Source organism: Micrococcus lylae, from assembly GCF_900163825.1.
Classification (GTDB): domain Bacteria; phylum Actinomycetota; class Actinomycetes; order Actinomycetales; family Micrococcaceae; genus Micrococcus; species Micrococcus lylae.
The window spans coordinates 50,726-74,579 of record NZ_FUKP01000006.1 but is presented as its reverse complement, the minus strand read 5'-3'; the positions used below and the strand labels follow the sequence as shown (position 1 = coordinate 74,579).

Genomic DNA, 23,854 nt, shown 5'->3' with positions numbered 1-23,854 from the left:
GCTAGGCTCCGGTCTCGTGGGCTCGGAGATGTGTATATGTGACTGGGACGGCGGTCAGCCTCCGGACGCGGACCCCCGGACGCGGGACGGCCCCTCACCGGTGTGGGTGAGAGGCCGTCCTGCGGAGGTCGGAGCGCCGGCCTCAGGGGCGCGAAGTGCCCGGGGTGACGTAGCGGCTGGTCTGGCGCTGCCAGAAGGAGACGACGGTGCCGATGGTCAGCACGGAGCCGAGCAGGTGCAGGATCACGACGCCTTCGGGCAGTCCGGTCAGGTGCTGCCAGTACCCGACAGCGCCCTGGTAGACGATGACGCCGAGCACCATCAGGATCGTGGTGCGCTGGGCCTGGGAGGCGCCCGCGGTCTTGAGGACGAGCACGGCGGTGACGACGCAGGCGAACACCAGCGGGTAGACCGGCAGCGCGTGGAAGCGGGTCACGACGAGGGCGTCGAATCCGTGTCGCACGGCGTCCGGGTCCCCGGAGTGCGGGCCGGTGCCCGTGACCACAGTGCCGAGGACGACCATGAGCACGGAGAGGGCGAGGATCGCCCAGGCGCCGCGGCGTGTGGCGGAGGTGGTGGTGCCGTCCACCAACGCGTACCCGGCGCCGTGCCGGTGCTCGTCGCGGACGCGCTGGCACAGCATCGCGGCGATCGCGATCATGATGCCGGAGACGATGAAGTGGCCGCCCACGATCCACGGGTTGAGCTGGGTCAGCACGGTGATGCCGCCCAACACGGCCTGGAACACCACGCCCGCGAGGATGCCCACGGAGAGCAGGAAGACCTCACGGTGGCTCTGCCGCAGCCGCCACACCCAGGCGACCAGCAGAAGCGCGAGGATCCCGAGGACGCCGGTCAGGGTGCGGTTGCCGAACTCGATGACGCCGTGGATGCCCATCTCCGCGGTGTTCACGAGCGACTCGGGGGTGCACTTCGGCCATGTGGGGCAGCCCAGCCCCGAGCCGGTGAGGCGGACGGCGCCGCCGGTGAGCACGATGCCCATGTTCGCGGCCAGGTTGGCCACGGCCAGTACGACCGTGCCCTTGGTGATCGCCGTGGGCAGCCAGTCGGGTCCGGTGGCGAGCTCGGCACCGTGGAGCGGTGCGGCGGGGCGGTCGGTGACGGTCACGTCTGCCGTCCTTTCGTCTCGGGTGCGGCGCTCGTGCACGCCGCGGTGGTCTGTTCGTTGGGGGCGCCGTCGTCAGGGGCGCCAGCGGAAGAGTCTTAGGCACAGCAGCACGCCGGCCGCGGACCAGACGAGCAGGACGGCGAGGGCGCCGAGGTCCCAGGTGCCGTCGATGAACGCCGTGCGCAGGCCCTCGCCGAGGGCGCCGGAGGGCAGCAGCCCGATCCAGTCCCATCGCGGCGGGAAGACGGTGCCGCCGAGGGCGCCGAAGAGCACCCAGAGCAGGTTCGCCGCGGCCAGGGTCGCCTCGGGGCGCGCCGTTCCCGCCAGCAGCAGGGCCAGAGCGGTGAATGCCACGGCGCCGGTGCCGACGGTCACCAGGCCGGGGAGAATGCCGGACAGCGCGGGCGACCAGCCCAGGGCCAGCGCCACGCCGCCGATCACGACGACCTGCACCGCCAGCTGGGCCAGCACGGCCAGCGCCTTGCCGAGCACGAGCCCGGCGGTGCCCAGCGGGGTGGTGGCCAGGGCGGCGAGCACGTCGTAGCGGCGCTCGAAGCCGGTGGCGATCGCCGTCGAGGTGAAGGCCGAGCTCATGACGGCCAGCGCCAGCACACCCGGGGCGGCGACGTCCACGCCGCTGCGCCCCGGGGTGTCCAGCAGGCCGGTGACGTGGACGCCGAGCAGGGCCAGCAGCGGCAGCACGAGCGTGACCAGGAGCTGCTCGCCGTTGCGCAGCGCCGTCCTGGCCTCCAGGCGTGCCTGGGCGAGGATGCGGGCCGGCAGCGAGGCGGGGGCGGCCGTCGACGAGAAGGCGACGGGACCGTCGTCGTGCCTGAGGCGGTCACGGGCGGGGGCGCTCATCGGCTGACCTCCTCGAGGACGGCCTCCAGGCGCTGGGAGGCGCGGTCCCAGCGGCGCGGGAACAGGTCGTGACTGGCCCATCCGGCGGCCACGGCGGCCATGGCGGCGGGGGAGTCCACACCAACCACCCGGGCGGTGGTCCCGTCCTGCCCCAGGCGCACCTGGACCGCGGCGTGCGGGTCCTCGGCCCAGGCGGCCACGGTGCGCGGGTCCGCGTCGCCGAAGTCCACGTCCACCACGTCACCGGCGCCGATGCGGGTGAGCTCCGCGAGCGTGCCACGGCGGACGATCCGGCCGTCGGCGAGGATGGCGACGTCGTCGGCCAGGCGTTCGGCATCGTCCAGCAGGTGGGTGGTGAGCACGACGGCGGCACCACGCTCGGTCTGCTCGCGCACCACGTCCAGCACGAGCGGACGGGTCTGCGGGTCGAGGCCGGCGGTGGGCTCGTCCAGGAACAGCAGATCCGGCCGGCCGATCAGGGCGGCGGCGAGGGCCACACGCTGGCGTTGGCCGCCGGAGAGGCGGCGGATGCCGCGGTCGGCACAGGAGGTGAGGTCGAGGCGCTCGAAGAGGTCGCGGGCCGGGATCGGGTCCCGGTGGAGCCTGCCGACATGCTCCACGAACCGTCGCGCGGACAGCGACGGCGGCAGCCCGCCGTCCTGCCACATCACGCCCACCCGTGCGCGCAGGTCGGCTCCCGCCCGCCAGGGGTCACGGCCGAAGACCCGGACGGTGCCGCCGTCGGGCCGGTCGGTGCCGTGGCAGATCGCCAGGGTGGTCGACTTCCCGGCACCGTTGGGTCCCAGCAGCACGGTGACCGTGCCTCGGCGCGCGGTGAGGTCGACGCCGTGGAGCACAGCGGTCCGACGCCGGCCGCGGCCCAGCGTGCGCTGCACGTCGTGCAGGCGCAGGGCGGGCTCGGCTGAGGGGACGTCCGAGGTCAGGGCGACAGAGGGCACCCACCCAGTCTACGTTCACCCTCCCGCGCGGGCGGGTGTGGGCTGCTGGTGTGGCAGGTCTCACGAAGGCCCCGCCGACCGGCGCGCTCACTCACCGACGCCCGGCGCGCTCACTCCCCGCCGCCGTCCGGTCGACCCCGCCACGGGCCGCCACACCGCCCCGCCGAGGGGATAGGCGCTCCTTACTTGGGAGACCCCCGTCGAATAGGCCACTATGGACTTGTGTATTCGGACGAGTCTGCCCCCATGCCGGGACCGTTTCCGGCGGAAGGCACGCGTGAGCGTGTCCTGCAGCTCGTGCTCACCCGCGGACCGGTCAGTGCGGCCGAGATCGGGCGTGAGCTCGAGCTGACCGCCGCCGCGGTCCGACGCCACCTCGACGCCCTCGAGACCGAGGGCCTGGTCGAGGTCAAGCTGGTCAAGCCCTCCCGGGGCGCCGGGCGTCCCTCGCGGCGCTACGTCGTCACCGAGCGGGCCCAGACCAGGCTGGCGGACGCCCATCTCGCCGTCGCCACCGACGCCCTCGCGCGTCTGGCTGAGCTCGGCGGGGAAGAGGAGCTGCGTGCCGTGGCCCGCCGGTCCTTCGCTGACGTCGAGGAGCGCTTCCTCGCCGCCGTCGGGGACCGGGACCCGGACCTGGGTGAGCGCACCGAGATCCTGACCCGGGTGCTGGACGGGCTCGGCTACGCCAGCTCGCTGCGCCATGTGGGCGAGGGCATGGCACCCACCCTGCGCGCCGCACAGGTCTGCCAGGGACACTGTCCCCTGCAGGGCCTGCCCACCCGGTTCCCGGAGTTCTGCGACGAGGAGACCGCGCTGTTCGCGCGCCTGGTCGACGTGGACGTCCGGCGCCTGTCCACCCTCGCGACCGGCGGCCACGTGTGCACCACGCACGTGCCCACCGGCCGCCACCTGACCGCCCCCGCCCACGACTGACCCGAGAAGAAGACGAGGAGAGGCTGAGATGACCGATCAGATCCTCCAGAAGGACGTCTCGGAGACCACCGACCCCGGTGTGATCCAAGAGGTCCTCGAGAAGAACCCCGAGCTGAACGCCATCGGCGCGTACCAGTACGGCTGGCACGACGCCGACGCCGCGGGCGAGGCCGCCCGTCGCGGCCTGAACGAGGAGGTCGTGCGCGACATCTCCGGCAAGAAGGACGAGCCGGAGTGGATGCTCAAGACCCGCCTCAAGGGCCTGAAGTACTTCGACCGCAAGCCGATGCCCGCCTGGGGCCCGGACCTGAGCGGCATCGACTTCGACCAGATCAAGTACTTCGTGCGGTCCACCGAAGGCCAGGCGAAGACCTGGGAGGACCTGCCGGAGGACATCCGCAACACCTACGAGCGCCTGGGCATCCCGGAGGCCGAGCGCGACCGCCTGGTCGCCGGCGTCGCCGCCCAGTACGAGTCCGAGGTCGTCTACCACCAGATCCGTGAGGACCTGGAGGAGCAGGGCGTCATCTTCCTGGACACGGACACCGGTCTGAAGGAGCACCCGGAGATCTTCGAGGAGTTCTTCGGCTCCGTGATCCCGGTGGGCGACAACAAGTTCGCCTCCCTGAACACCGCCGTGTGGTCCGGCGGCTCCTTCGTGTACGTCCCCAAGGGCGTCCACGTGGAGATCCCGCTGCAGGCCTACTTCCGCATCAACACGGAGAACATGGGCCAGTTCGAGCGCACCCTGATCATCGCGGACGAGGACTCGTACGTGCACTACATCGAGGGCTGCACCGCGCCGATCTACAACTCCGACTCGCTGCACTCGGCGGTCGTGGAGATCGTGGTGAAGAAGAACGCCCGCGTCCGCTACACCACCATCCAGAACTGGTCCACCAACGTGTACAACCTGGTGACCAAGCGTGCCGTCGTCGAGGCCGGCGGCACCATGGAGTGGATCGACGGCAACATCGGCTCCAAGGTGACCATGAAGTATCCGGCCGTGTACCTCACGGGCGAGCACGCCACCGGCGAGACCCTCTCGGTCGCCTTCGCCGGCAAGGACCAGCACCAGGACACCGGTTCCAAGATGGTCCACATGGCCCCGCACACCTCCAGCGCCATCGTGTCCAAGTCCGTGGCCCGCAACGGCGGCCGCGCGGCCTACCGCGGCCTCGTCCAGGTCAACGAGGGGGCGACGAGCTCCGCCAACTCGGTCGTCTGCGACGCCCTGCTGGTGGACACGATCTCCCGCTCGGACACGTACCCGTACATCGACATCCGCGAGGACGACGTCACCCTCGGCCACGAGGCCACCGTCTCCCGCGTCTCCGAGGAGCAGCTCTTCTACCTGATGAGCCGCGGCCTCTCCGAGGACGAGGCCATGGCGATGATCGTGCGCGGCTTCATCGAGCCGATCGCGCGCGAACTGCCCATGGAGTACGCCCTCGAGCTGAACAAGCTGATCGAGCTGCAGATGGAAGGATCGGTGGGCTGAGCCATGACCACGACCGACAACACCACCCTCGGCGCCGAGTCGCCGCTGATCCCGGGCATGGGCGAGGAGGGCGAGAAGCTCACCGTCACCCAGGCCACGGCCGCCCCGGCCCGTCGTGCCACCCAGGGTGTGGACTCCCGCGGCTCCCGCCCGGTGTCCCGCGAGCTCTCCGCCTTCCCGGTGCTCACCGGCCGCGAGGAGGACTGGCGCTTCACCCCGCTCAAGCGCCTGCAGGGCCTGCACCTGCCGGACGGCGATGAGGGCCGCCTCACCGGTGCCGCCCCGTCCGTGACCGTCTCCGAGCTGGAGGGCGTCCGCGTGGAGACCGTCTCCCGCGACGACTCCCGTCTGGGCACCGTCCACACCCCGGAGGACCGGGTCTCCGCCGCCGCGTGGAACTCGTTCTCCGAGGCCACCGTCGTGACCGTCTCCGGCGAGGTCTCCGCCCCGGTGCGCATCGACGTGGTCGGCACCGGCACCGAGGCCGCCGCCTCCCACCTCAAGGTGGTCGTGGAGGCGAACCGCCGTGCCGACGTGGTGATCACCCACAAGGGCTCCGCCGTGCTGGCCCAGAACGTCGAGTTCGAGCTGGCCCGCGATGCGGCACTGAACGTCACCTCCATCCAGGCCTGGGACGCCGGCTCCGTGCACGTGTCCTCCCAGCAGGCCTCGGTGGACACCGGCGCGCACTTCAAGCACGTCGCGGTGACCTACGGCGGCGACCTGGTGCGCCTGACCCCGACCGCCCGTTTCGCCGACGAGCGCGGCGAGGCCGAGCTCTACGGCCTCTACTACGCGGACGCCGGCCAGCACCTCGAGCAGCGTCTGTTCGTGGACCACAACCGTCCGAACTGCGTCTCCAACGTGCTCTACAAGGGAGCGCTGCAGGGCCAGGACGCCCACACCGTGTGGGTCGGCGACGTGCTGATCCGCGCCGAGGCCGAGGGCACGGACACCTATGAGAAGAACCAGAACCTGCTGCTGACCGACGGCGCCCGCGCCGACTCGGTGCCGAACCTGGAGATCGAGACCGGCGTCATCGAGGGCGCCGGCCACGCCTCCGCCACCGGCCGCTTCGACGAGACGCAGCTGTTCTACCTCATGGCCCGCGGCATCGGCGAGGACGAGGCCCGCAAGCTCATCGTGCGCGGCTTCCTGAACGAGATCATCCAGAAGGTCGGCGTGGCAGACGTGGAGCAGGAGCTCACGGACGTCATGGAGGCCGAGCTCAAGATCGCCTCGCTCTGAGGCAGCCCTCCCCACCACACACTTTCTTCAGAATCAGGAGTACACACACATGGCAACCCTGGAGATCAAGGACCTCCACGTCCAGATCGAGACCGAGAACGGCCCCAAGGAGATCCTCAAGGGCCTGACCCTCACCCTGAGCACCGGCGAGACCCACGCCATCATGGGCCCGAACGGTTCGGGCAAGTCCACCCTCGCCGCCACCATCGCCGGCCACCCGCGCTACGAGGTCACCTCGGGCTCCATCACGCTGGACGGCGAGGACGTCCTGGAGATGGAGGTCGACGAGCGCGCCCAGGCCGGCCTGTTCCTGGCCATGCAATACCCGGTCGAGATCCCGGGCGTCACCATGACGAACTTCCTGCGCACCGCCAAGACCGCCCTGGACGGCGAGGCCCCGTCGCTGCGCCACTGGACCAAGGACGTCAAGGGTGCCTTCGAGGCCCTGCAGATCGACCCGGCCTTCATGAACCGCAACGTGAACGAGGGCTTCTCCGGCGGTGAGAAGAAGCGCGCCGAGATCCTGCAGCTCGAGCTGTTCAAGCCGAAGTTCGCCGTCCTCGACGAGACCGACTCCGGCCTCGACGTGGACGCCCTGCGCATCGTGTCCGAGGGCGTGAACCGCGCCCAGGCGGCGAACGAGATGGGCACCCTGCTCATCACCCACTACACCCGCATCCTCAACTACATCAAGCCGGACCACGTGCACGTGATGGTCGACGGCCGTGTGGTGGAGTCGGGCGGCCCGGAGCTCGCCGACCAGCTCGAGGCCGAGGGCTACGCCCGCTTCGAGCAGGCCGTGGCCGCGGGGGCCTGACATGACTGCTGACCGTACTCCCGTCGAGGACGTGCGCGAGGCGATCAAGGACGTCATCGACCCGGAGCTGGGCGTGAACGTGGTGGACCTCGGTCTGCTGTACGGCCTCCACTATGCGGACGACGGCGCCCTGATCGTGGACATGACACTGACCACCGCGGCGTGCCCGCTCACCGACGAGATCGAGGACCAGGTCTCCCGGGCGATCGGCACGATGGTGGACGAGTGGCGCCTGAACTGGGTCTGGATGCCGCCGTGGGGTCCGGAGCGGATCACCGAGGACGGCAAGGACCAGATGCGCGCCCTGGGCTTCAACATCTGAGTGACCGCGTCACGACGACGGCCCCTCGCCTTCCAGCCGAAGGCGAGGGGCCGTCTCGTCGTCGGGCGGGCACAGCGACCTCGGTCCCGTCCCGGCGGCAGGTGTCGGGCCGTCGTCGTCCGAGGCTCGTCAGGGCCGGCTCAGAGCTGGTCTGCCGGGATGGAGAGGGTGTCGCACTGGTTGATGTCCGGGTTCGACCGGCCGGACTCGTAGCCGCGCATGAACCAGCGCTGGCGCTGCTCCGAGGTGCCGTGGGTGAAGGCCTCGGGGCGGACCTGGCCGGTGGAGGCCTGCTGGATGCGGTCGTCGCCGACGCTGGCGGCGGCGTCCAGGGCCTGGCGCAGCTGCTCGTCGGAGATCGGCTTGAGGAAGGTCTCCCCGGACTCTGGGTCCACGGTGTGCGCGGCGGAGCCGGCCCACATGCCGGCCATGCAGTCGGCCTGCAGCTCGACGCGCACGATGCCCGAGTCCGGGCCGGTGCGGCCGTCCTGGGAGTAGCGCAGCCAGCCGATGACCTGCTGGATGTGGTGGGCGTACTCGTGGGCCACGATGTACTGCTCGGCCAGCGGGCCGCCCTCGGCGCCGAAGTCGGTCTGCAGGGTGGAGAAGAAGTCGGTGTCGAAGTACATCGACTCGTCGCCGGGGCAGTAGAACGGGCCCATCGCGGAGGAGGCGGAGCCGCACGCGGTGTTCACGCCTCCGGAGAACAGCTCCACGCCCGGCTCCCGGAAGGAGACGTCGCGGTACTGGGACAGATGCTCCTCCCAGAAGGTGTCCGCGGCGATCGTGGTGGCCAGGACACGGCAGTCGGAGCGCTCGTTGGCGTCCGCGCCGGTGCGGCACGAGTCGATCTGCTGCCCCGGGCCGGAGTTCTGGCTCTCGCCGATCTCGCGCTGCTGGTAGGAGCCGCCGCCGATGGTGCCGTCCGGGTTGATGCCGACCTGCTCCGCGAATCCGGGGGCGATGAAGTAGATCAGCACGGCGAGCAGGCCCGCGCCGCCGCCGAGGGCGATGCCCCGGCCGCCGACCCGTCCGCCGCCGAGGACCGCGCCCCGGCCGCCGGAACGTCCACGGCTGTCCCGGGCGCGTCCCGGGTCCAGCTGGACATTGTCGTTGAAGCTCATGCGGTGAGTGTAGACGCACTAGACTGGCCCGGCCTGTGTCCTGCCCTCCGAGACGAAACGAGTGTCCGAGACCCCATGCTGACCGTGACTGACCTGGAGCTTCGCGTCGGTGCCCGCCTGCTGATGGACGAGGTCACCTTCCGGGTGGCGAAGGGCGACAAGGTCGGACTGGTCGGCCGCAACGGCGCGGGCAAGACGACCCTGACGAAGGTGCTCGCCGGCCGTGCCGAGCCCACCGACGGCACCGTGACCCGCTCGGGCCGCATCGGCTACCTGCCGCAGGACCCCAAGGTCGACGACATGGACCAGTCCGGCCGGGACCGGATCCTCTCCGCCCGAGAGCTGGACCAGACCCTGCGCCGGATGCGCGAGGCCGAGCAGCAGATGGCCGCCGCCGCAGACGCCGACCGGGACCGCGCCATGGCCCGCTACGCCCGGCTCGAGGCCGAGTTCTCCGCCCGCGGCGGCTACGCGGCCGAGTCCGAGGCGGCCCGCATCACCTCCAACCTGGGACTGCCGGACCGCGTGCTGGACCAGCCGCTGCACACTCTCTCCGGCGGCCAGCGCCGCCGCGTGGAACTGGCCCGGATCCTCTTCTCGGACGCGGACACGATGCTGCTGGACGAGCCGACCAACCACCTGGACCACGACTCGATCGTCTGGCTGCGGGACTACCTGAAGACCTTCGAGGGCGGGCTGCTGATGATCAGCCACGACGTGGAGCTGATGGAGATGACGGTCAACAAGGTGCTCTACCTGGATGCGAACCGTCAGACCATGGACGTGTACAACATGACGTGGAAGAACTACCTCGCCCAGCGACAGCAGGACGAGGCGCGCCGCCGCAGGGAGTTCGCGAACGCGGAGAAGAAGGCCACCGCGCTGATGGCGCAGGCGGAGAAGATGCGGGCGAAGGCCACCAAGGCCGTCGCCGCCCAGCAGATGATCCGGCGTGCCGAGCGCCTGATGCGCGGTGTGGAGGGCGAGCGTGCGCAGGACAAGGTGGCGGCCATCCGCTTCCCGACCCCCCAGGCCTGCGGCAAGACCCCGCTCACCGCACAGGCGCTGTCCAAGTCCTACGGATCGCTGGAGATCTTCACCGGAGTGGACCTGGCCATCGACCGCGGCTCCCGCGTGGTGATCCTCGGCTACAACGGCGCCGGCAAGACCACGCTGCTGCGTCTGCTGGCCGGGGTGGAGGCACCGGACTCCGGGCGCGTCGTGGAGGGTCACGGACTCAAGCTGGGCTACTTCGCCCAGGAGCACGACACCCTGGACCAGGAGGCGACCGTGCTGGACAACATGCGTCACGCCGCCCCGCAGCTGGGGGACACCCAGGCACGGACGCTGCTCGGCTCGTTCCTCTTCCAGGGAGACGACGTGGACAAGCCGGCCCGTGTGCTCTCCGGCGGGGAGAAGACCCGGCTGGCCCTGGCCACCCTCGTGGCGTCCTCGGCCAACGTGCTGCTCCTGGACGAGCCGACGAACAACCTGGATCCGGCCTCCCGCGAGGAGATCCTCAACGCCCTGCGCACCTATGAGGGCGCCATCGTCCTGGTGACCCACGACGAGGGCGCCGTGGAGGCCCTCGACCCGGAACGGGTCGTGCTGCTGCCGGACGCCGTGGAGGACCTGTGGAACGACGAGTACCGGGACCTCATCACGTTGGCCTGATCGACATCGGGGACGCTCCGGCCTGATCGGGCCCGCCGACCGGTGACGCCGGTCGTACCCGGTGGGCGGGCCTTCAGTCGAAGAGCGCGTCCTCGGCCTCCTCGTCCGTGATCCGCCCGGAGCGGCGGCGCTTCACGCGCTGCCGGCGCGGGTGGTGCTTGGCGGGGATGACGGCGTCGTCACCGGCCTCGGCGGCGTCCTCGAGGTCGTCCCTGTCGTTGCGGGCGCGGGTGTAGGCCATGTAGCCCCAGACGCCGAAGCCCATGAGCGCGAACAGGTACCACTGCAGGGCGTAGGACAGGTGCGGCCCCTCGTCCAGGGTCGGCTGGACCAGCGGCCGGGGTCGCTCGCCCGGGTCGTTGGACTCGGACACCATCTCCCCGTAGGCGCGGTCCGCGACCTCCAGGCCGGTCACGCGGCCGATCTGCCGCAGGTCGATGGAGGCCACCTGGCCCTCCGGGGCGTCACGGTCCAGGGTGGGCTCGCCGGGGCGCAGCCGCACCTCGATCTCCTGCTGTCCCTCGGCGGGCGCGGGGATGCTGTCCGGGCGGCCGGGGGAGTTGCCGATCGGCAGCCAGCCGCGGTCCACCACGACGACGGCCCCCTCCTCGGTCTTGAACGGCACCAGCACCTCGTAGCCGGGGCGGCCGGCCCGTGGCCGGTTCCGGACCACGAGGGTGTCCTCGACGAGGTACTCGCCGGAGAGGGTGACCGGGGTCCACTCGTCGTCGGCCTGGAAGTCGGCCACAGGGGCGTCGGCGAAGGGGACCGGGGCGTCGTCGTAGTTCTCCAGCACCCGGTTGATCTGGTTCATCACCTGGATGCGGCGGTCGATCTGCCACTGCGCCAGGTGGTGGCAGGCGAAGGCGAAGAGGATGCATACCACGAACCCGAAGATCCACGGGGCGGTCAGCAGGAAGCGGAAGTCCAGCTTGGTGCGCTGCTGCGCGCCGTACTGCGGCGCGTCGGGGCTCTGGCGGTGCGCCGCGCCGGTGCCGGGGGCGGTCACTCAGCGTCCCCTCCTCGGGTGCTCGGGGTCCGGTCCGCGGTGCTCGCGCGCCCCGCCGCAGCGTCGGCGGGGCAGTCCAGGCCGGGCAGCTCGGCCACGTCCACGGTCTCGCGCAGGAAGCCGCGGTCGGACAGGAAGGCGGTCAGGTGCTCGCGGTGGACGGGGCAAGCCAGCCACGTCTTGCGCCGCTCGGGCGTGTGGATGCGCGGGTTGTTCCAGCGCAGGCCGAACGCGGCCTCCGCGGAGCAGCCGCGGGCGGAGCAGGGCAGCGGGGCGCCGTCGGCGCCGTCAGCGGAGCCGGCCGCGCCGGCGTCCCGGCCACGGGAGGAGGAGCCGGGGGCACCCGGGTGCGCGGCCGTCGTCGTGTCCCGGGCGGCCTCGTCCGGGGAGGACCCGGACATGAGCGAGCCCAGCAGATCGAAGCCGCCGGTCATGCCGCCGGGCCCTTCGTCTGGGCGGAGTCCTCCGGACGGTGCCAGGAGCCGGCGGGCAGGGCGGGGGTGTCTTCGACGACCTCGCCGACCACCACGTCCTGAGCCGTACTCGGCGCGGTGGGCTCGGACGGCTCGGCGGCGAGGGCGGTCGCCTGCGTGGCCGGAGCCTGCATGGTGCCGGGGGAGTAGGGCCGGGCGTTGTTGCTGCCCACCACGGCCACGTAGGGCAGGACGGCGGCGGCTGCGAACAGCACGATCTGCAGCCAGCCGTCGGCGAAGAAGGCGCCGATGAAGCAGCCGGTGCGGATGATCATCTGGATCAGGTACTTCCGCATGCGCTGCTCCCGGTCCGCGGAGCTGGCCTGCGGCGCGGTGGTGACGGACTGGATCGCGGCGGGACCGCAGGCCTCGGCAGCGGACGCAGCCATGACAGCCTCCCTCAGGTCGGTGCAGACGAATCGGGCTCGGACAGGCGTCCATTGTCTCACGCCGGGCGCCACGTAGAGTGGACCCGTACGTCTGCGTGACGGACGCCTCCGCACGGCCCCGGGCCGTCCGGCGCCCGCCGCGCAGTGAACGACGACGTCACCGAACGTGCCGGTCACGGGCCGGCCCAGGATGCAGGAGGACCCGAGCATGGCCGCAGAGAAGACCACCACCGAGGGGCAGACCACGGGCCGCAGCGTCCTGATCACCGGCGGCAACCGCGGCATCGGCCGGGCGATCGCCGAGGCGTTCCTGGCCAACGGGGACACGGTGGCCATCACCTCCCGCAACGGCGAGGGGCCCGCCGGCGCCCTGGCCGTCGCCTGCGACGTCACGGACTCCGCCTCGGTCGACGCCGCGTTCACGCAGGTGGAGCAGGCCCACGGCCCGGTCGAGGTGCTCGTGGCCAATGCCGGCATCACCAACGACCAGCTGCTGCTGCGCATGTCCGAGGACGACTTCACCTCCGTGGTGGACACCAACCTCACCGGCTCCTTCCGCGTGGTGCAGCGCGCCACCAAGGGCATGATGCGCCTGAAGCGCGGCCGCATCGTCCTGGTCTCCTCCGTGGTGGGCCTGCTCGGCTCGCCCGGTCAGGTGAACTACGCCGCCTCGAAGTCCGGCCTGGTCGGCATGGCCCGGTCCATCACCCGTGAGCTCGGCGCGCGCGGCATCACGGCCAACGTGGTGGCCCCCGGCTACATCGACACCGAGATGACCCAGGGTCTGGACGAGGACCTGAAGAAGCAGTACAAGAAGTCCATCCCGGCCGGCCGCTTCGCCCAGCCGTCCGAGGTCGCCGACGTCGTCACCTGGCTCACCTCGGACCAGGCCGCCTACATCTCCGGCGCCGTCATCCCCGTGGACGGCGGCCTCGGCATGGGCCACTGAGCCCGCGCCCAGCTCCGAGCAGACCCACCAGCCCAGACCACGTCCCAGGAGGGAACATGACCGAGAACACCACCGCCGCCTCCGGCGAGAAGGACCTGGCCGGCAAGGGCGTCGTCGTCACCGGCTCGTCCCGCGGCATCGGCGCGGAGACCGCCCGGCTGCTGGCCGCCCGCGGCGCCGGCGTCGTCGTCAACTACCGCCAGAAGGCTCCGCGCGCGAACAAGGTGGTCACGTCCATCGAGGAGGCCGGCGGCCGGGCCGTGGCCGTGGGAGGGGACGTCACCTCCGCCGAGGACCGCGCCGCGCTGCTGGACGCCGCGGTGTCGACCTTCGGCTCGCTGGACGTGCTGGTGCTCAACGCCTCCGGCGGCATGGAGTCCCAGTTCGGCGAGGACTACGCCATGAAGCTCAACCGGGACGCCCAGGCCGCGTTGGCCGACGCCGCCGTCGAGCGGATGTCCGCCGGCGGCCAGATCGTCTTCGTCACCTCCCACCAGGCGCACTTCATCAACGAGGTGCCCACCATGGACTCCTACGAACCGGTGGCCCGCTCCAAGCGCGCCGGCGAGGACGCCCTGCGTGAGCGCATTCCCGCGTTCACGCAGAAGGGCATCGGCTTCGTGGTGGTCTCCGGTGACATGATCGAGGGCACCATCACCGCCACCCTGCTCAACCGTGCCGAGCCGGGCGCCATCGAGGCCCGCCGCGAGGCCGCCGGCAAGCTCTACACCGTGGAGGAGTTCGCTGCCGAGGTCGCCGCCATGGTCGGCCGCACCGACCTTCCGGCCGGCCACACCGAGCTCGTGGGCGGCGCCCGCGACTTCCAGGGCGACCAGCAGGGCTGAGTTGCCTCACACGGGTGCATGGCTGGGCTGTCTCACACGGGCGCCTAGCTGAGTTGCCTCATCGGGGCGCCTAGCTGAGCTGCCTCATCCGCGCGCTTACTGGTGAGGACTCACCCTCTGCACCTCCCGTTTCAGGTCGGTTGACGGTGTGTCCTCACCAGTAAGCGGGGAGGTGGGGCACCGGCGCCGCTCAGAGCCCGAGTATCCAGCGCACGACGGCCAGGTGGGGCACGTCCACGCAGGCGTCGGCGACCTCCCGCAGGGCGGGCTTGCCGCACAGGGCCACGCCGCACCCGGAGGCGGTGAGCAGGTCGATGTCGTTGGCTCCGTCGCCGCAGCCGAGGGTCCCGAGCAGCGGCATCTCGGCCTCGGCGGCCCATTGCCGCAGCATCTGCTCCTTTACGGCGCGGTCCACCACGGAGCCGGCCACCCGGCCGGTGAGGTGGCCGTCGGCGATCTCGAGCTCATTGGCGCAGAACCCGGACAGCCCCCACGCGGCGGCCAGGGGAGCCAGGACCTGGGTGAAGCCTCCCGAGACGGCATAGATCCGACCGCCCGCGCCGGTCACGGCGGCGATCAGGTCCCGGGCACCCGGGGTCGGGCGCACCCGGGCGACGACCTCCTCGATCACCGCCACCGGCAGTCCACCGAGGGCCTCCACACGCGCGTGCAGGGACTGCGCGAAGTCGAGCTCGCCGCGCATGGCGCGCTCCGTCACCTCGGCGACCTCGGCCTCGCGCCCGGCGTGCGCGGCGAGCAGCTCGACGACCTCGTCCTGGATCAGGGTGGAGTCCACGTCCGTGACCACGAAGGGCATCGGGGCATCCACCACGTCCGCGGGGACGCGGACGGCATGCCAGCCCTCGGGGGCCTCGGCGGCCGCGGCCCACGAATCGGACATCCAGCGCCAGCCCTCCACGGCCGTGCCCGCTTCGGCCGCGGCCGTCAGGTGCTCGGCGTGCTCGGGCACGCCGGCGGGACGGTCGGGTTCCCGGTCCGGCATCGTGCCCGGCGCAGCCTGCCCGGGCGCGCCGAGGGACCCGGCCACGGACGCTCCGGAGGGGAGGGCGCCGTCGTCGGGAAGGGGACGGTAGACCACATCACGGACCTGGCTCATACGGCCGATGGTAGGCGGATCGCAGGCCGGGCGGTCCCGTGCGTCGTGACCGGGTCCGCATGGTGGAGGCCACTACAGTGGTCCGCATGAGCACCTCCGCCTCGGACGCCCACCTCCACGACGACCTCTTCGCGCCGGACAGCGACGCCGTTCTGCAGCTGCGCGGGGTGACCGTGCGCCGCGGGACGAAGAACCTCATCGAGGACGTGGACTGGACCGTCCGCGAGGGCGAGCGCTGGATCGTGATGGGCCCGAACGGGGCCGGCAAGTCGACGCTGCTGCAGGTCGCCGCCGCCCGCATGCACCCGACCACCGGCGACGTCGGCATCCTGGACGAGGTGCTCGGCGCGGTGGACGTGTTCGAGCTGCGTCCGCGCATCGGCCTGTCGTCGGCTCAGCTGGCCCAGCAGGTGCCGGACGGGGAGAAGGTCCAGGACGCCGTGGTGACCGCCTCCTACGGCGTGACCGGCCGCTGGCGCGAGGAGTACGAGGTTGAGGACGAGGGCCGCGCCCTGGCCCTGATCACCCAGTGGGGCCTGTCCCGCCTGGCCCACCGCCGCTTCGGCACCCTGTCCGAGGGTGAGCGCAAGCGCGTGCTGATCGCCCGCGCCCTGATGACCGACCCGGAGCTGATGCTCCTGGACGAGCCGGCCGCCGGGCTGGACCTGGCCGGACGCGAGAAGCTCGTGGCCCAGCTGACCGAGGTGGCCGAGGACGAGTTCGCCCCGGCCCTCGTGCTGGTCACGCACCACCTCGAGGAGGTGCCGCCGGGCTTCACCCACGCCCTGCTGCTGCGCGACGGCCAGGTGGTCACGGCCGGTCCCATCGAGCAGACCCTCACCGAAGAGCACCTCTCCGCCGCCTTCGGCATGCCGCTGAAGGTCTCCCAGCACAAGGGCCGGTACGCGGCCGTCGCCGCCTGATGGAGCTGCTGACCGCGGACGTGCTGGGGCTGGAGCTCTGGCAGGTGCTGGTGGTGCTGCTCGCCGGGTTCTGGGCCGGCACCATCAACTCGATCGTCGGCTCCGGCACGCTGGTCACCTTCCCGGTGCTGGTGGCGGTCGGCTTCCCCCCGGTCACCGCTCAGATCTCCAACGCCATGGGCCTGGTGGCCGCCGGCTTCTCCGGCACCGTCGGATACCGGCGGGAGCTGAAGCAGTCGATGGCGGTCGTGCCCGTGCTGACGGTCGCGTCCCTGCTGGGCGGCGTCATCGGCGCCTTCCTGCTGACCGTGCTGCCGGAGCGGGTCTTCGAGATCGCCGCACCGTGTCTGATCGTGGTGGCCCTGGGCTTCGTGGTCTTCCAGCCGCGCCTGAACCGCTGGGTGAAGGCCCGCAGGGCCACCGAGCAGGGGGAGGGACAGCCGGTGGGTGCCTTCGCCGGACCCGTCGACCAGGCCGACGACGTCCCCCGCGGCCCCGTGTCCCCCCTGCTCTGGGCCCTGGTGTTCGGCGCCGGGGTCTACGGCGGCTACTTCGTGGCGGCCCAGGGGGTGCTGCTGATGGGCATCCTCGGTGTCTTCCTCACCGGTCTGCTGGTGCACGCCAACGCGGTGAAGACGTGGCTGTCCCTGTGCGTGAACCTCGTGGCCGCCGTGTTCTACCTGCTCTTCGCCTTCGACCGCATCGACTGGGTGGCCGTGCTGCTGATCGCCGCCTCCTCACTGGTCGGCGGCTCCGTGGGCGCGAAGATCGGCCGCAGGATCTCCCCGACGCTGCTGCGCGGCGTGATCGTGGCCGTCGGTCTGGTGGGCCTGGCCGTGATGCTCCTGCGCCTCGTGCAGGGCTGAGCCGGACGTGGTCGCCTCCGCCGGCACCGCCGCACCGCGTCCCGACGACGGCCGCCTCAGCGTGCTCGTCTCCCGCCGAGACCTGGACTCGCCCGAGCTCGCCCCCTACGTCTGCATGACCGATGCGGCGCTGCGCCGCGCCGCCGATGCCGAGCACGGCGTGTTCCTGGCAGAGTCCACGCCCGTGGTGCGCCGGGCCCTGGACGCCGGCTGCCGGCCGGTGTCCTTCCTGCTGCCGCAGCGGTACCTGGAGACGGCGGCCGAGCAGCTGGCCGACGCGTTCGAGACGTTCCCGGAGGCGCCGGTGTTCACCGGGGACGACGAGCTGCTCAGTCAGCTGACCGGGTTCCACCTGCACCGCGGTGCGCTGGCGGCGATGGAACGGCCGGCGCCGCGTCCGGTGGACGATGTGCTGGCCGGCGCCCGCCGGGTGCTGGTGGCCGAGGACCTCACCGACCCGACCAACCTCGGAGCGATCGTCCGCTCCGCCGTGGCCCTGGACTGGGACGGGCTGCTGCTCTCGCCACGGGCCGCTGACCCGCTGTACCGCCGCGCGATCCGGGTGTCCATGGGCACGGTGTTCCGGCTGCCCTGGGCGCGAGCGCTGGCGTGGCCGGGGGCCGGCCACCACGGGATGCCGGCCGGGCAGGTGGGGAAGCCGCACCGGGCGCCGGCCACGGACGGACTGGAGGCGCTGCGACGGGCGGGCTTCGTCGTCGTCGCACTCGAGGTGACGGATCAGGCCGTGGCACTGGAGGACCCCGTGCTCGAGCCACTGCGGTACGCCGAGCGGCTGGCGCTGGTGGTGGGTGCCGAGGGGCCAGGCGTGCGAGCCGAGACCCTTGCCCTGTGCGACGTCCACGTGAAGATCCCGATGCCTGCCGGCGTGGACTCGCTCAATGTCGGCGCCGCGGCCGCGGTGGCACTGTGGGAACTGCGCTGTCGTCCGGTATAGTGATGCGCTGGCCGTGCGCGATGTACGGCTGACAGATGTGACCTCTCGAGCGCCCTGGCCAAAACCAGGGGCACTGAACGAAGGACTTTCCATGAAGGCTGACCTGCACCCCGAGTACCGCTACGTGATCTTCAACGATCTGGCCTCCGGCGAGAAGGTGCTGACCCGCACCACCGCCGACTCCGACAAGACCATGGAGTGGGAGGACGGCAACACCTACCCGGTGATCGACGTCGAGATCTCCGCCGCCTCGCACCCGTTCTACACCGGCAAGCAGCGCATCATGGACACCGCCGGCCGCGTCGAGCGCTTCAACGCCCGTTTCAAGGGCTTCGGCGGCAAGAAGTGATCTGAGGCGGCCTGAGCCGCTGGTCCGATCCGCGAAGGGTCCGTCTCCCCTCAGAACGGGGGCCGGGCCCTTCGTCGTGTCCGGGCTGAAACGCGGGTCACCTGGCCTGTGCCGTCCCCGCGCGGGACGGCGGCGCTCGAGCGATAGGCTCGAGGCATGAGCACCCAGCATCACGGCCAGTACAAGGTCCTCGGCGGCAAGCTCGTGCGCGTCGACCTCACGGTGGAGGACGGCGTCGTCACCGCCGCGAGCCTCAATGGGGACTTCTTCCTCGAGCCGGACGAGGCGCTGGAGGACATCAACGGCGCCCTCGTCGGCCTCGCCGAGGACACCGAGCACGCCGTGACCGCCCAGCGGGTGCAGGCGGCGATCCGCCCGGGTGCCCAGCTCTTCGGCTTCGACGCCGACGCCGTGGCCACCGCCGTACGCCGCGCCCTCGGCCGGGCCACGGCCTGGGAGGACCACGAGTGGGAGGTCATCGCCCCCACGCCACTGCCGATCCACCAGCACGTGGCCCTGGACCAGATCCTCACCGAGGACGTGGCCGCCGGACGCCGCAAGCCGTTGATGCGCCTGTGGCAGTGGACCGAGCCGGCCGTGGTGATCGGTGCCTTCCAGTCCCTGGCCAACGAGGTCGACGCCGAGGGGGCCGCCGCCCATGACATCCACGTGATGCGCCGCATCTCCGGCGGCGGGGCGATGTTCATGGAGGCGGACAACTGCGTCACCTACTCGCTGTCCCTGCCGCGCTCCCTGGTGGACGGCATGAGCACCGAGGAGTCCTACCCGTTCCTGGACGACTGGACCATGGAGGCCCTCTCCCGCGTGGGCGTGGAGGCGTTCTACCAGCCGCTGAACGACATCGCCACGCCGCAGGGCAAGATCGGCGGTGCCGCCCAGAAGAAGGTCGGCACCCACGGCCTGCTGCACCACGTGACCATGAGCTACGACATCGACGCGGACAAGATGACCCAGGTGCTGCGCATCGGCCGCGAGAAGCTCAAGGGCAAGGGCGTCGCCTCCGCGAAGAAGCGTGTGGACCCGCTGCGCCGGCAGACCGGCAACATGACCCGCCCGGAGATCTGGGAGGTCATGATGCAGGTCTTCGAGGAGCGCTACGGTGCGAAGCGTGTCGAGCTCGACCAGAAGACCCTGGACCGTGCCCAGGCCCTGGCCGAGGAGAAGTTCCTCACCCAGACGTGGCTTCAGCGCGTGCCGTGACGGCCCCGACGACGTGGGCCACCCTCCCCACCGTCCAGAGTGAGCCCCACCGTCCGGAGTGAGGGCGAGACACGGTCACGTTGGTCGATCTCATCACCGTGTCTTCCCCTCACAACGCAGTGATCAGCACCAGAGACGGCCCGCCGCCTTCACTTCAGAAGGCGACGGGCCGTCGTCGTCGACCCCGGCACAGGATCAGATGTGCCGCAGCTCCTCCTGGCGGGACTGGACGCGCAGGCTGCGGCGCAGTGCGTCCGTCTCCTCGATCACCAGGCGGCGCAGGGCGCCCGGGGCGTCCGGGTGTCCGTCGATCCACGCCTGCGCGGCGGCCAGGACGGGGTGCTGCTCCTGCGCGGCCTCGTCGCCGTCCACGGCGTCCTGGTGCAGCGGGAACAGGCCGTGGATGGCACGCGAGGCCAGGCCGTTCGAGCGGGAGGACCACAGCTGCTCGAGCTCGCCGAACAGCCTCTGGCCGTAGCCGGCGGTCAGCTCGCCGGCGTCGGTGGCGAAGCCCTCCGCGGTGGCCGAGAGCAGGTCGTTGGACAGGGGCGTGCCCGCTGCGTCCACGCCGGAGATCACGGCGTCCCATGCGGCCTGCTTCACCTGCGCCTCCGGCAGGGCGTTCACGGCCAGGGTGTGGCCGACCACGGTCTTGGCGGTGCGCTGCTCGGCCAGGGCGGTGTCCAGGCCGGCGCGGTCGATGCCGCCGGTGGCCGCCAACGCCTGCAGCACCAGCCAACGGATCTCCGTGTCCACGGCGAGGCCCGGCGCGGCGGTCTCGGCGTCCTGCACGAGGGCCTGCTCCACCTGACCGGCGAGCTCGGCGTCCTTGCGTGCCAGCAGGGCCAGGACGCGGGCGGCGGCGCGCTGCCGGTCCGAGCCGGCCTCGAGCCCGGCTACGTGGCGCAGCAGCAGCGAGCCCAGGCGGGTGCGCAGCCGGGCGCGCTCGTCGGCAGCGGCGTAGAGGGACACGGCTGAGGCGGCCTGGGTCAGCACCTGCGTGTACACGGCCACCGGGGCGATGGTGTCCGCGAGCGCCTCCATGGCGTCCACGAAGGCCGCCACGGACAGCTCGCCGCCGCGGACCATGGCCCACAGGGAGGCCCACACGGTGGCCTGCGCCAGCGGGTCGGCGATGCGGTGGGTGAGCACGGCGTCCAGGGAGATCTGGTCCAGGGACACGGCGGCGTAGGTGAGGTCCTCGTCGTTGGGCAGCACCAGGCGCACGCCGTGCTCCGGGACCTCCAGGCCACGGATCGGGGTGCGCTCGACACCCTTGGCCACGTCCACGGTGACCGAGTCGGTGCGCATCAGGGCGCCCGAGGCGTTCGGCTCGTAGACGCCCACCTGCACCACGTGCGGGCGGCGGATCGGTTCGCCGGTGGTGGGGTCCTCGCCGGACTGGACCAGCACCGCGGTGCCGTCCACGATGTCCACGCGCAGCGTCGGCACGCCGGCGGTGTGCAGCCAGGCATCGGCCCAGGCGGACATGTCCCGGCCGGAGGCCTCGGACAGCACGGCCAGGAAGTCCTTCAGCTCGGCATTGCCCCACGCGTGGCGCTGGAAGTAGGTGCGGGCGGCCTGCTCGAAGGCCTCGCGGCCCACATAGGCGGCCAGCTGCTTGAGCACGGATGCGCCCTTGGCGTAGGTGATGCCGTCGAAGTTCTGGCGGGCGGCCTCCAGGTCCACGATGTCCGCCACGATCGGATGCGTGGTCGGGTACTGGTCCTGCACATAGGCCCAGGCCTTGCGCCGGGAGGCGAAGGAGGTCCAGGCCTCGGTGAAGCCGGCGGCCTCGGCGGAGGCCAGGGTGCCCATGTAGTCGGCGAAGGACTCCTTCAGCCACAGGTCGTCCCACCACCTCATGGTCACCAGGTCGCCGAACCACATGTGGGCCATCTCGTGGAGGATGGTGTTCGCGCGGCCCTCCAGCTGGGCGCGGGTCGGCGCGGTGTCATGGATGTAGTGCTCGGTGAAGGTGACCAGGCCCGGGTTCTCCATGGCGCCGAGGTTGTACTCCGGCACGAACGCCTGGTCGTACTTGCCCCACTCGTAGGGGACGCCGAAGAGGTCATGGAAGAAGTCCAGGCCGTTCTTCGTGATGGCGAAGACGGCGTCTGCGTCCATGTGCTCGGCCAGTGTCTGCCGGCAGAAGATGCGCAGGTCCACCGGCACGGCCCCGGTGGCCTCGTGGCCGCCCCAGTGGTTCTCGAACACGGCGTAGGGGCCGGCGAGCAGCGTGGTGATGTAGGTGGACTGCGGACGGGTGGCCTGGAAGGCCACGGTGACCGAGCCGTCGTCGTTCTTCGTCCGGGAGGTCTCCGCGCCGTTGGAGGCGAGGACCCACGCGGCGGGGCCGGTGAGGCGGAAGGAGAAGGACGCCTTCAGGTCAGGCTGCTCGAAGTTCGGGAACACACGGCGGGCGTCGGCCGGCTCGTACTGCGTGTACAGGTAGGTCTGGCCGTCGGCGGGGTCCACGTAGCGGTGCATGCCCTCACCGGAGCGGGAGTACAGCGAGGTGCCCCTGAGCACCACGGTGTTCTCCGCGGCCAGGCCGGGCAGTCGGACACGGTTGCGGCCGGCGACCTCGGCGACGTCCAGGGTCTCGCCGTTGAGCTCGACGGACTCCACCGAGGCGTTGATCCAGTCCAGCCAGGTCTCCGAGCCCGGCTCGGAGCAGGAGAAGACGAGGGTCGCGGTGACCGGGTACGCCTCGGCCTCCGCGTCCTCGGCGTTCCGGACGTCGACGCAGACGTCGTAGGAGCGCACGGACACGGCGTTCGCGCGCCCACGGGCCTCATCGCGCGTGAGCTCGGCGGTGTCCCAGTCCGGGCGCGGCAGAGCGGAAGTGTTCTCAGACATGCGTCCTATCCCATCACATCAGCCGCCCCGGGCCGTCGTCGGGTCGGGTCCGTCGGGGACACGGCCGGGTCAGGCCGGGACGGCCTGGTTCTTCGGGATGACCGTCAGGCCGGAGGCGGTGACCGTGAATCCGCGGGCCTCGTCCTCGGCGCGGTCGAAGCCGATGCGCACGCCCGGCGGAACCACCACGTTCTTGTCCAGGATCGCGTTGCGCACCTGGGCGCCCTCGGAGATCACCACGGAGTCCAGCAGCACGGACTGCTCCACCCATGCCTCGTCGAGGATCCGGCAGTCCGTGGACACCACGGACTGGGCCACGGTGCCGCCGGAGACGACCACGCCCTGGGCCAGCAGCGAGTCCACCGCGGTGCCCGGGCGCTTCGAGGCCGAGCGGACCAGCTTGGCCGGCGGGGACACGGACTGCCGGGTGTACAGCGGCCAGTCCCGGTTGTAGAGGTTGAACTCCGGCACCGGCTGGACCAGGTCCATGTGGGCGTCGTAGTAGGAGTCGAGGGTGCCGACGTCCCGCCAGTAGTGCTGGCCGGAGCGGGCGCCCGGGATCTCGTTGGCGGTGAAGTCGTACACCCCTGCCTCGCCGCGCTCCACGAACCAGGGGATGATATCCCCGCCCATGTCATGCGTGGAGTCCTCGTCCTCGGCGTCACGGTTCAGGGCCTCCACGAGGGCGTCCGTGTCGAACACGTAGTTGCCCATGGAGGCGAGGAACGCGTTCGGGTCGTCCGGCAGGCCGGGGGTGGAGTCCGGCTTCTCCACGAAACGGGCGATCCGCTGTCGGTCGGTCTCCGCGGTCTCGATGACGCCGAAGGAGGAGGACATCTGAAGCGGCTGGCGCACCGCGGCCACGGTGGCCTTCGCGCCCGAGGCGATGTGCTGGTCCACCATCTGCTGGAAGTCCATGTGGTAGACGTGGTCCGCGCCGATCACCACCACGATGTCCGGGCGGGCGTCCTGGATCAGGTTCATCGACTGGTAGATGGCGTTCGCCGAGCCGAGGAACCAGTCCTTGCCTCGGCGCTGCTGCGCCGGCACCGACGCCACGTAGTTGTTCAGCAGCGTGGACATCCGCCAGGTCTCGGAGATGTGGCGGTCCAGGGAATGCGACTTGTACTGGGTCAGCACCACGATCTCGCGGTAGCGCGAGTTCACGAGGTTGGACAGGGCGAAGTCGATGAGCCGGTAGGCGCCGCCGAAGGGCACGGCCGGCTTGGCGCGGTCCGCGGTCAGCGGCATCAGACGCTTGCCCTCACCTCCGGCCAGGACGATCGAGAGGACCTTCTTCTGGACCATGGAACGAGGACTCCCTT

At 71.3% G+C, this 23,854-nt stretch carries 23 protein-coding genes; 13 read left to right on the top strand and 10 right to left on the bottom strand.

Features of this window, described 5'->3' with window-relative positions:
• Positions 1-142 precede the first annotated feature (142 nt).
• The 3 genes from FM125_RS00875 to FM125_RS00865 all read right to left on the bottom strand — a co-directional run bounded on the left by FM125_RS00875 (position 143) and on the right by FM125_RS00865 (position 2,949).
• Positions 143-1,129: a COX15/CtaA family protein gene (locus tag FM125_RS00875; protein ID WP_245829680.1), complete on the bottom strand. Its 987-nt coding sequence runs from the start codon at positions 1,127-1,129 to the stop codon at positions 143-145.
• Between the two features lie 72 nt (positions 1,130-1,201).
• On the bottom strand, positions 1,202-1,990 hold the full coding sequence (locus FM125_RS00870) for an ABC transporter permease (RefSeq protein ID WP_245829679.1): 789 nt from the start codon (positions 1,988-1,990) through the stop codon (positions 1,202-1,204).
• Positions 1,987-2,949: an ABC transporter ATP-binding protein gene (locus FM125_RS00865; RefSeq protein WP_082740143.1), complete on the bottom strand. Its 963-nt coding sequence runs from the start codon at positions 2,947-2,949 to the stop codon at positions 1,987-1,989. Before FM125_RS00865 ends, FM125_RS00870 begins: the two co-directional genes overlap by 4 nt.
• 246 nt (positions 2,950-3,195) lie before the next feature.
• Between FM125_RS00865 and FM125_RS00860 the strand changes: the two genes are divergently transcribed.
• From FM125_RS00860 to FM125_RS00840, 5 genes are read left to right on the top strand one after another with little or no spacing between them, the layout of a single operon-like run.
• Positions 3,196-3,885, top strand: a complete 690-nt coding sequence (locus FM125_RS00860) for a helix-turn-helix transcriptional regulator (protein ID WP_087133339.1) — start codon at positions 3,196-3,198, stop codon at positions 3,883-3,885.
• Between the two features lie 28 nt (positions 3,886-3,913).
• Positions 3,914-5,386 carry a Fe-S cluster assembly protein SufB gene (gene sufB / locus FM125_RS00855; RefSeq protein WP_087133338.1) on the top strand — a complete coding sequence of 491 codons (1,473 nt, stop codon included), beginning with the start codon at positions 3,914-3,916 and terminating at the stop codon, positions 5,384-5,386.
• Positions 5,387-5,389: 3 nt separating this feature from the next.
• Complete coding sequence (sufD, locus tag FM125_RS00850; protein ID WP_087133337.1) at positions 5,390-6,634, top strand: Fe-S cluster assembly protein SufD; 1,245 nt, start codon at positions 5,390-5,392, stop codon at positions 6,632-6,634.
• A gap of 49 nt (positions 6,635-6,683) precedes the next feature.
• On the top strand, positions 6,684-7,451 hold the full coding sequence (sufC, locus tag FM125_RS00845) for a Fe-S cluster assembly ATPase SufC (protein WP_067190693.1): 768 nt from the start codon (positions 6,684-6,686) through the stop codon (positions 7,449-7,451).
• Between the two features lies 1 nt (position 7,452).
• Complete coding sequence (locus FM125_RS00840; RefSeq protein WP_067190695.1) at positions 7,453-7,773, top strand: metal-sulfur cluster assembly factor; 321 nt, start codon at positions 7,453-7,455, stop codon at positions 7,771-7,773.
• 140 nt (positions 7,774-7,913) lie between these two features.
• Here the strand turns inward: FM125_RS00840 and ypfJ are convergent, their stop codons facing one another.
• Positions 7,914-8,897, bottom strand: a complete 984-nt coding sequence (ypfJ, locus tag FM125_RS00835) for a KPN_02809 family neutral zinc metallopeptidase (protein WP_087133336.1) — start codon at positions 8,895-8,897, stop codon at positions 7,914-7,916.
• A 75-nt stretch (positions 8,898-8,972) separates the two neighbouring features.
• Here ypfJ and FM125_RS00830 point away from each other — a divergent pair, with 75 nt between their 5' ends.
• Positions 8,973-10,571, top strand: a complete 1,599-nt coding sequence (locus tag FM125_RS00830) for an ABC-F family ATP-binding cassette domain-containing protein (protein WP_067190699.1) — start codon at positions 8,973-8,975, stop codon at positions 10,569-10,571.
• A 73-nt stretch (positions 10,572-10,644) separates the two neighbouring features.
• On the opposite strand, the gene FM125_RS00825 is transcribed toward FM125_RS00830, so the two are convergent.
• The 3 genes from FM125_RS00825 to FM125_RS11905 are packed head-to-tail and all read right to left on the bottom strand — an operon-like array spanning position 10,645 to position 12,442.
• Positions 10,645-11,580: an SURF1 family cytochrome oxidase biogenesis protein gene (locus tag FM125_RS00825; protein ID WP_067190701.1), complete on the bottom strand. Its 936-nt coding sequence runs from the start codon at positions 11,578-11,580 to the stop codon at positions 10,645-10,647.
• On the bottom strand, positions 11,577-12,014 hold the full coding sequence (locus FM125_RS12175) for a hypothetical protein (protein WP_070638311.1): 438 nt from the start codon (positions 12,012-12,014) through the stop codon (positions 11,577-11,579). The genes FM125_RS00825 and FM125_RS12175 overlap by 4 nt, the downstream gene beginning before the upstream one ends.
• A complete protein-coding gene (locus FM125_RS11905) occupies positions 12,011-12,442 on the bottom strand; it encodes a DUF3099 domain-containing protein (RefSeq protein ID WP_067190703.1) in 432 nt (143 codons plus the stop codon). The genes FM125_RS12175 and FM125_RS11905 overlap by 4 nt, the downstream gene beginning before the upstream one ends.
• 208 nt (positions 12,443-12,650) lie before the next feature.
• Here FM125_RS11905 and FM125_RS00810 point away from each other — a divergent pair, with 208 nt between their 5' ends.
• Positions 12,651-13,391 (top strand): beta-ketoacyl-ACP reductase, encoded by a 741-nt coding sequence (locus FM125_RS00810; RefSeq protein WP_087133334.1) that lies wholly within the window; start codon positions 12,651-12,653, stop codon positions 13,389-13,391.
• A gap of 56 nt (positions 13,392-13,447) precedes the next feature.
• Positions 13,448-14,236 (top strand): SDR family oxidoreductase, encoded by a 789-nt coding sequence (locus FM125_RS00805; RefSeq protein WP_087133333.1) that lies wholly within the window; start codon positions 13,448-13,450, stop codon positions 14,234-14,236.
• Positions 14,237-14,426: 190 nt separating this feature from the next.
• Here the strand turns inward: FM125_RS00805 and serB are convergent, their stop codons facing one another.
• Positions 14,427-15,353, bottom strand: a complete 927-nt coding sequence (serB, locus tag FM125_RS00800; RefSeq protein WP_180525275.1) for a phosphoserine phosphatase SerB — start codon at positions 15,351-15,353, stop codon at positions 14,427-14,429.
• Between the two features lie 86 nt (positions 15,354-15,439).
• Here serB and FM125_RS00795 point away from each other — a divergent pair, with 86 nt between their 5' ends.
• The 5 genes from FM125_RS00795 to lplB all read left to right on the top strand — a co-directional run bounded on the left by FM125_RS00795 (position 15,440) and on the right by lplB (position 19,667).
• The gene (locus tag FM125_RS00795) at positions 15,440-16,276 is read left to right on the top strand and encodes an ABC transporter ATP-binding protein (RefSeq protein ID WP_067190741.1); all 837 of its coding nucleotides are present in this window, start codon (positions 15,440-15,442) and stop codon (positions 16,274-16,276) included.
• Positions 16,273-17,142: a sulfite exporter TauE/SafE family protein gene (locus FM125_RS00790; protein ID WP_087133332.1), complete on the top strand. Its 870-nt coding sequence runs from the start codon at positions 16,273-16,275 to the stop codon at positions 17,140-17,142. The genes FM125_RS00795 and FM125_RS00790 overlap by 4 nt, the downstream gene beginning before the upstream one ends.
• A 115-nt stretch (positions 17,143-17,257) precedes the next feature.
• Positions 17,258-18,097, top strand: coding sequence for a TrmH family RNA methyltransferase (locus tag FM125_RS00785; RefSeq protein WP_082739828.1), 840 nt, complete (start codon positions 17,258-17,260; stop codon positions 18,095-18,097).
• A 91-nt stretch (positions 18,098-18,188) separates the two neighbouring features.
• On the top strand, positions 18,189-18,446 hold the full coding sequence (locus FM125_RS00780; RefSeq protein WP_067190712.1) for a type B 50S ribosomal protein L31: 258 nt from the start codon (positions 18,189-18,191) through the stop codon (positions 18,444-18,446).
• Positions 18,447-18,602: 156 nt separating this feature from the next.
• Positions 18,603-19,667 carry a lipoate-protein ligase small subunit gene (lplB, locus tag FM125_RS00775; RefSeq protein ID WP_087133331.1) on the top strand — a complete coding sequence of 355 codons (1,065 nt, stop codon included), beginning with the start codon at positions 18,603-18,605 and terminating at the stop codon, positions 19,665-19,667.
• A gap of 195 nt (positions 19,668-19,862) precedes the next feature.
• On the opposite strand, the gene pepN is transcribed toward lplB, so the two are convergent.
• Together pepN and glgC are read right to left on the bottom strand one after the other, a co-directional pair.
• Complete coding sequence (gene pepN, locus FM125_RS00770) at positions 19,863-22,529, bottom strand: aminopeptidase N (RefSeq protein WP_087133330.1); 2,667 nt, start codon at positions 22,527-22,529, stop codon at positions 19,863-19,865.
• Positions 22,530-22,598: 69 nt separating this feature from the next.
• A complete protein-coding gene (gene glgC / locus FM125_RS00765; protein WP_087133329.1) occupies positions 22,599-23,837 on the bottom strand; it encodes a glucose-1-phosphate adenylyltransferase in 1,239 nt (412 codons plus the stop codon).
• Positions 23,838-23,854 lie beyond the last annotated feature (17 nt).

What these genes read in the sequence shown, in the direction of transcription:
- FM125_RS00870 (WP_245829679.1), bottom strand. Translation starts at nt 1,990, where the DNA reads ATGAGCGCCCCCGCCCGTGACCGCCTCAGGCACGACGACGGTCCCGTC.
- FM125_RS00860 (WP_087133339.1), top strand. Translation starts at nt 3,196, where the DNA reads ATGCCGGGACCGTTTCCGGCGGAAGGCACGCGTGAGCGTGTCCTGCAG.
- sufB (WP_087133338.1), top strand. Translation starts at nt 3,914, where the DNA reads ATGACCGATCAGATCCTCCAGAAGGACGTCTCGGAGACCACCGACCCC.
- sufD (WP_087133337.1), top strand. Translation starts at nt 5,390, where the DNA reads ATGACCACGACCGACAACACCACCCTCGGCGCCGAGTCGCCGCTGATC.
- sufC (WP_067190693.1), top strand. Translation starts at nt 6,684, where the DNA reads ATGGCAACCCTGGAGATCAAGGACCTCCACGTCCAGATCGAGACCGAG.
- FM125_RS00840 (WP_067190695.1), top strand. Translation starts at nt 7,453, where the DNA reads ATGACTGCTGACCGTACTCCCGTCGAGGACGTGCGCGAGGCGATCAAG.
- ypfJ (WP_087133336.1), bottom strand. Translation starts at nt 8,897, where the DNA reads ATGAGCTTCAACGACAATGTCCAGCTGGACCCGGGACGCGCCCGGGAC.
- FM125_RS00830 (WP_067190699.1), top strand. Translation starts at nt 8,973, where the DNA reads ATGCTGACCGTGACTGACCTGGAGCTTCGCGTCGGTGCCCGCCTGCTG.
- FM125_RS12175 (WP_070638311.1), bottom strand. Translation starts at nt 12,014, where the DNA reads ATGACCGGCGGCTTCGATCTGCTGGGCTCGCTCATGTCCGGGTCCTCC.
- FM125_RS11905 (WP_067190703.1), bottom strand. Translation starts at nt 12,442, where the DNA reads ATGGCTGCGTCCGCTGCCGAGGCCTGCGGTCCCGCCGCGATCCAGTCC.
- FM125_RS00810 (WP_087133334.1), top strand. Translation starts at nt 12,651, where the DNA reads ATGGCCGCAGAGAAGACCACCACCGAGGGGCAGACCACGGGCCGCAGC.
- FM125_RS00805 (WP_087133333.1), top strand. Translation starts at nt 13,448, where the DNA reads ATGACCGAGAACACCACCGCCGCCTCCGGCGAGAAGGACCTGGCCGGC.
- serB (WP_180525275.1), bottom strand. Translation starts at nt 15,353, where the DNA reads ATGAGCCAGGTCCGTGATGTGGTCTACCGTCCCCTTCCCGACGACGGC.
- FM125_RS00795 (WP_067190741.1), top strand. Translation starts at nt 15,440, where the DNA reads ATGAGCACCTCCGCCTCGGACGCCCACCTCCACGACGACCTCTTCGCG.
- FM125_RS00785 (WP_082739828.1), top strand. Translation starts at nt 17,258, where the DNA reads ATGACCGATGCGGCGCTGCGCCGCGCCGCCGATGCCGAGCACGGCGTG.
- FM125_RS00780 (WP_067190712.1), top strand. Translation starts at nt 18,189, where the DNA reads ATGAAGGCTGACCTGCACCCCGAGTACCGCTACGTGATCTTCAACGAT.
- lplB (WP_087133331.1), top strand. Translation starts at nt 18,603, where the DNA reads ATGAGCACCCAGCATCACGGCCAGTACAAGGTCCTCGGCGGCAAGCTC.
- pepN (WP_087133330.1), bottom strand. Translation starts at nt 22,529, where the DNA reads ATGTCTGAGAACACTTCCGCTCTGCCGCGCCCGGACTGGGACACCGCC.
- glgC (WP_087133329.1), bottom strand. Translation starts at nt 23,837, where the DNA reads ATGGTCCAGAAGAAGGTCCTCTCGATCGTCCTGGCCGGAGGTGAGGGC.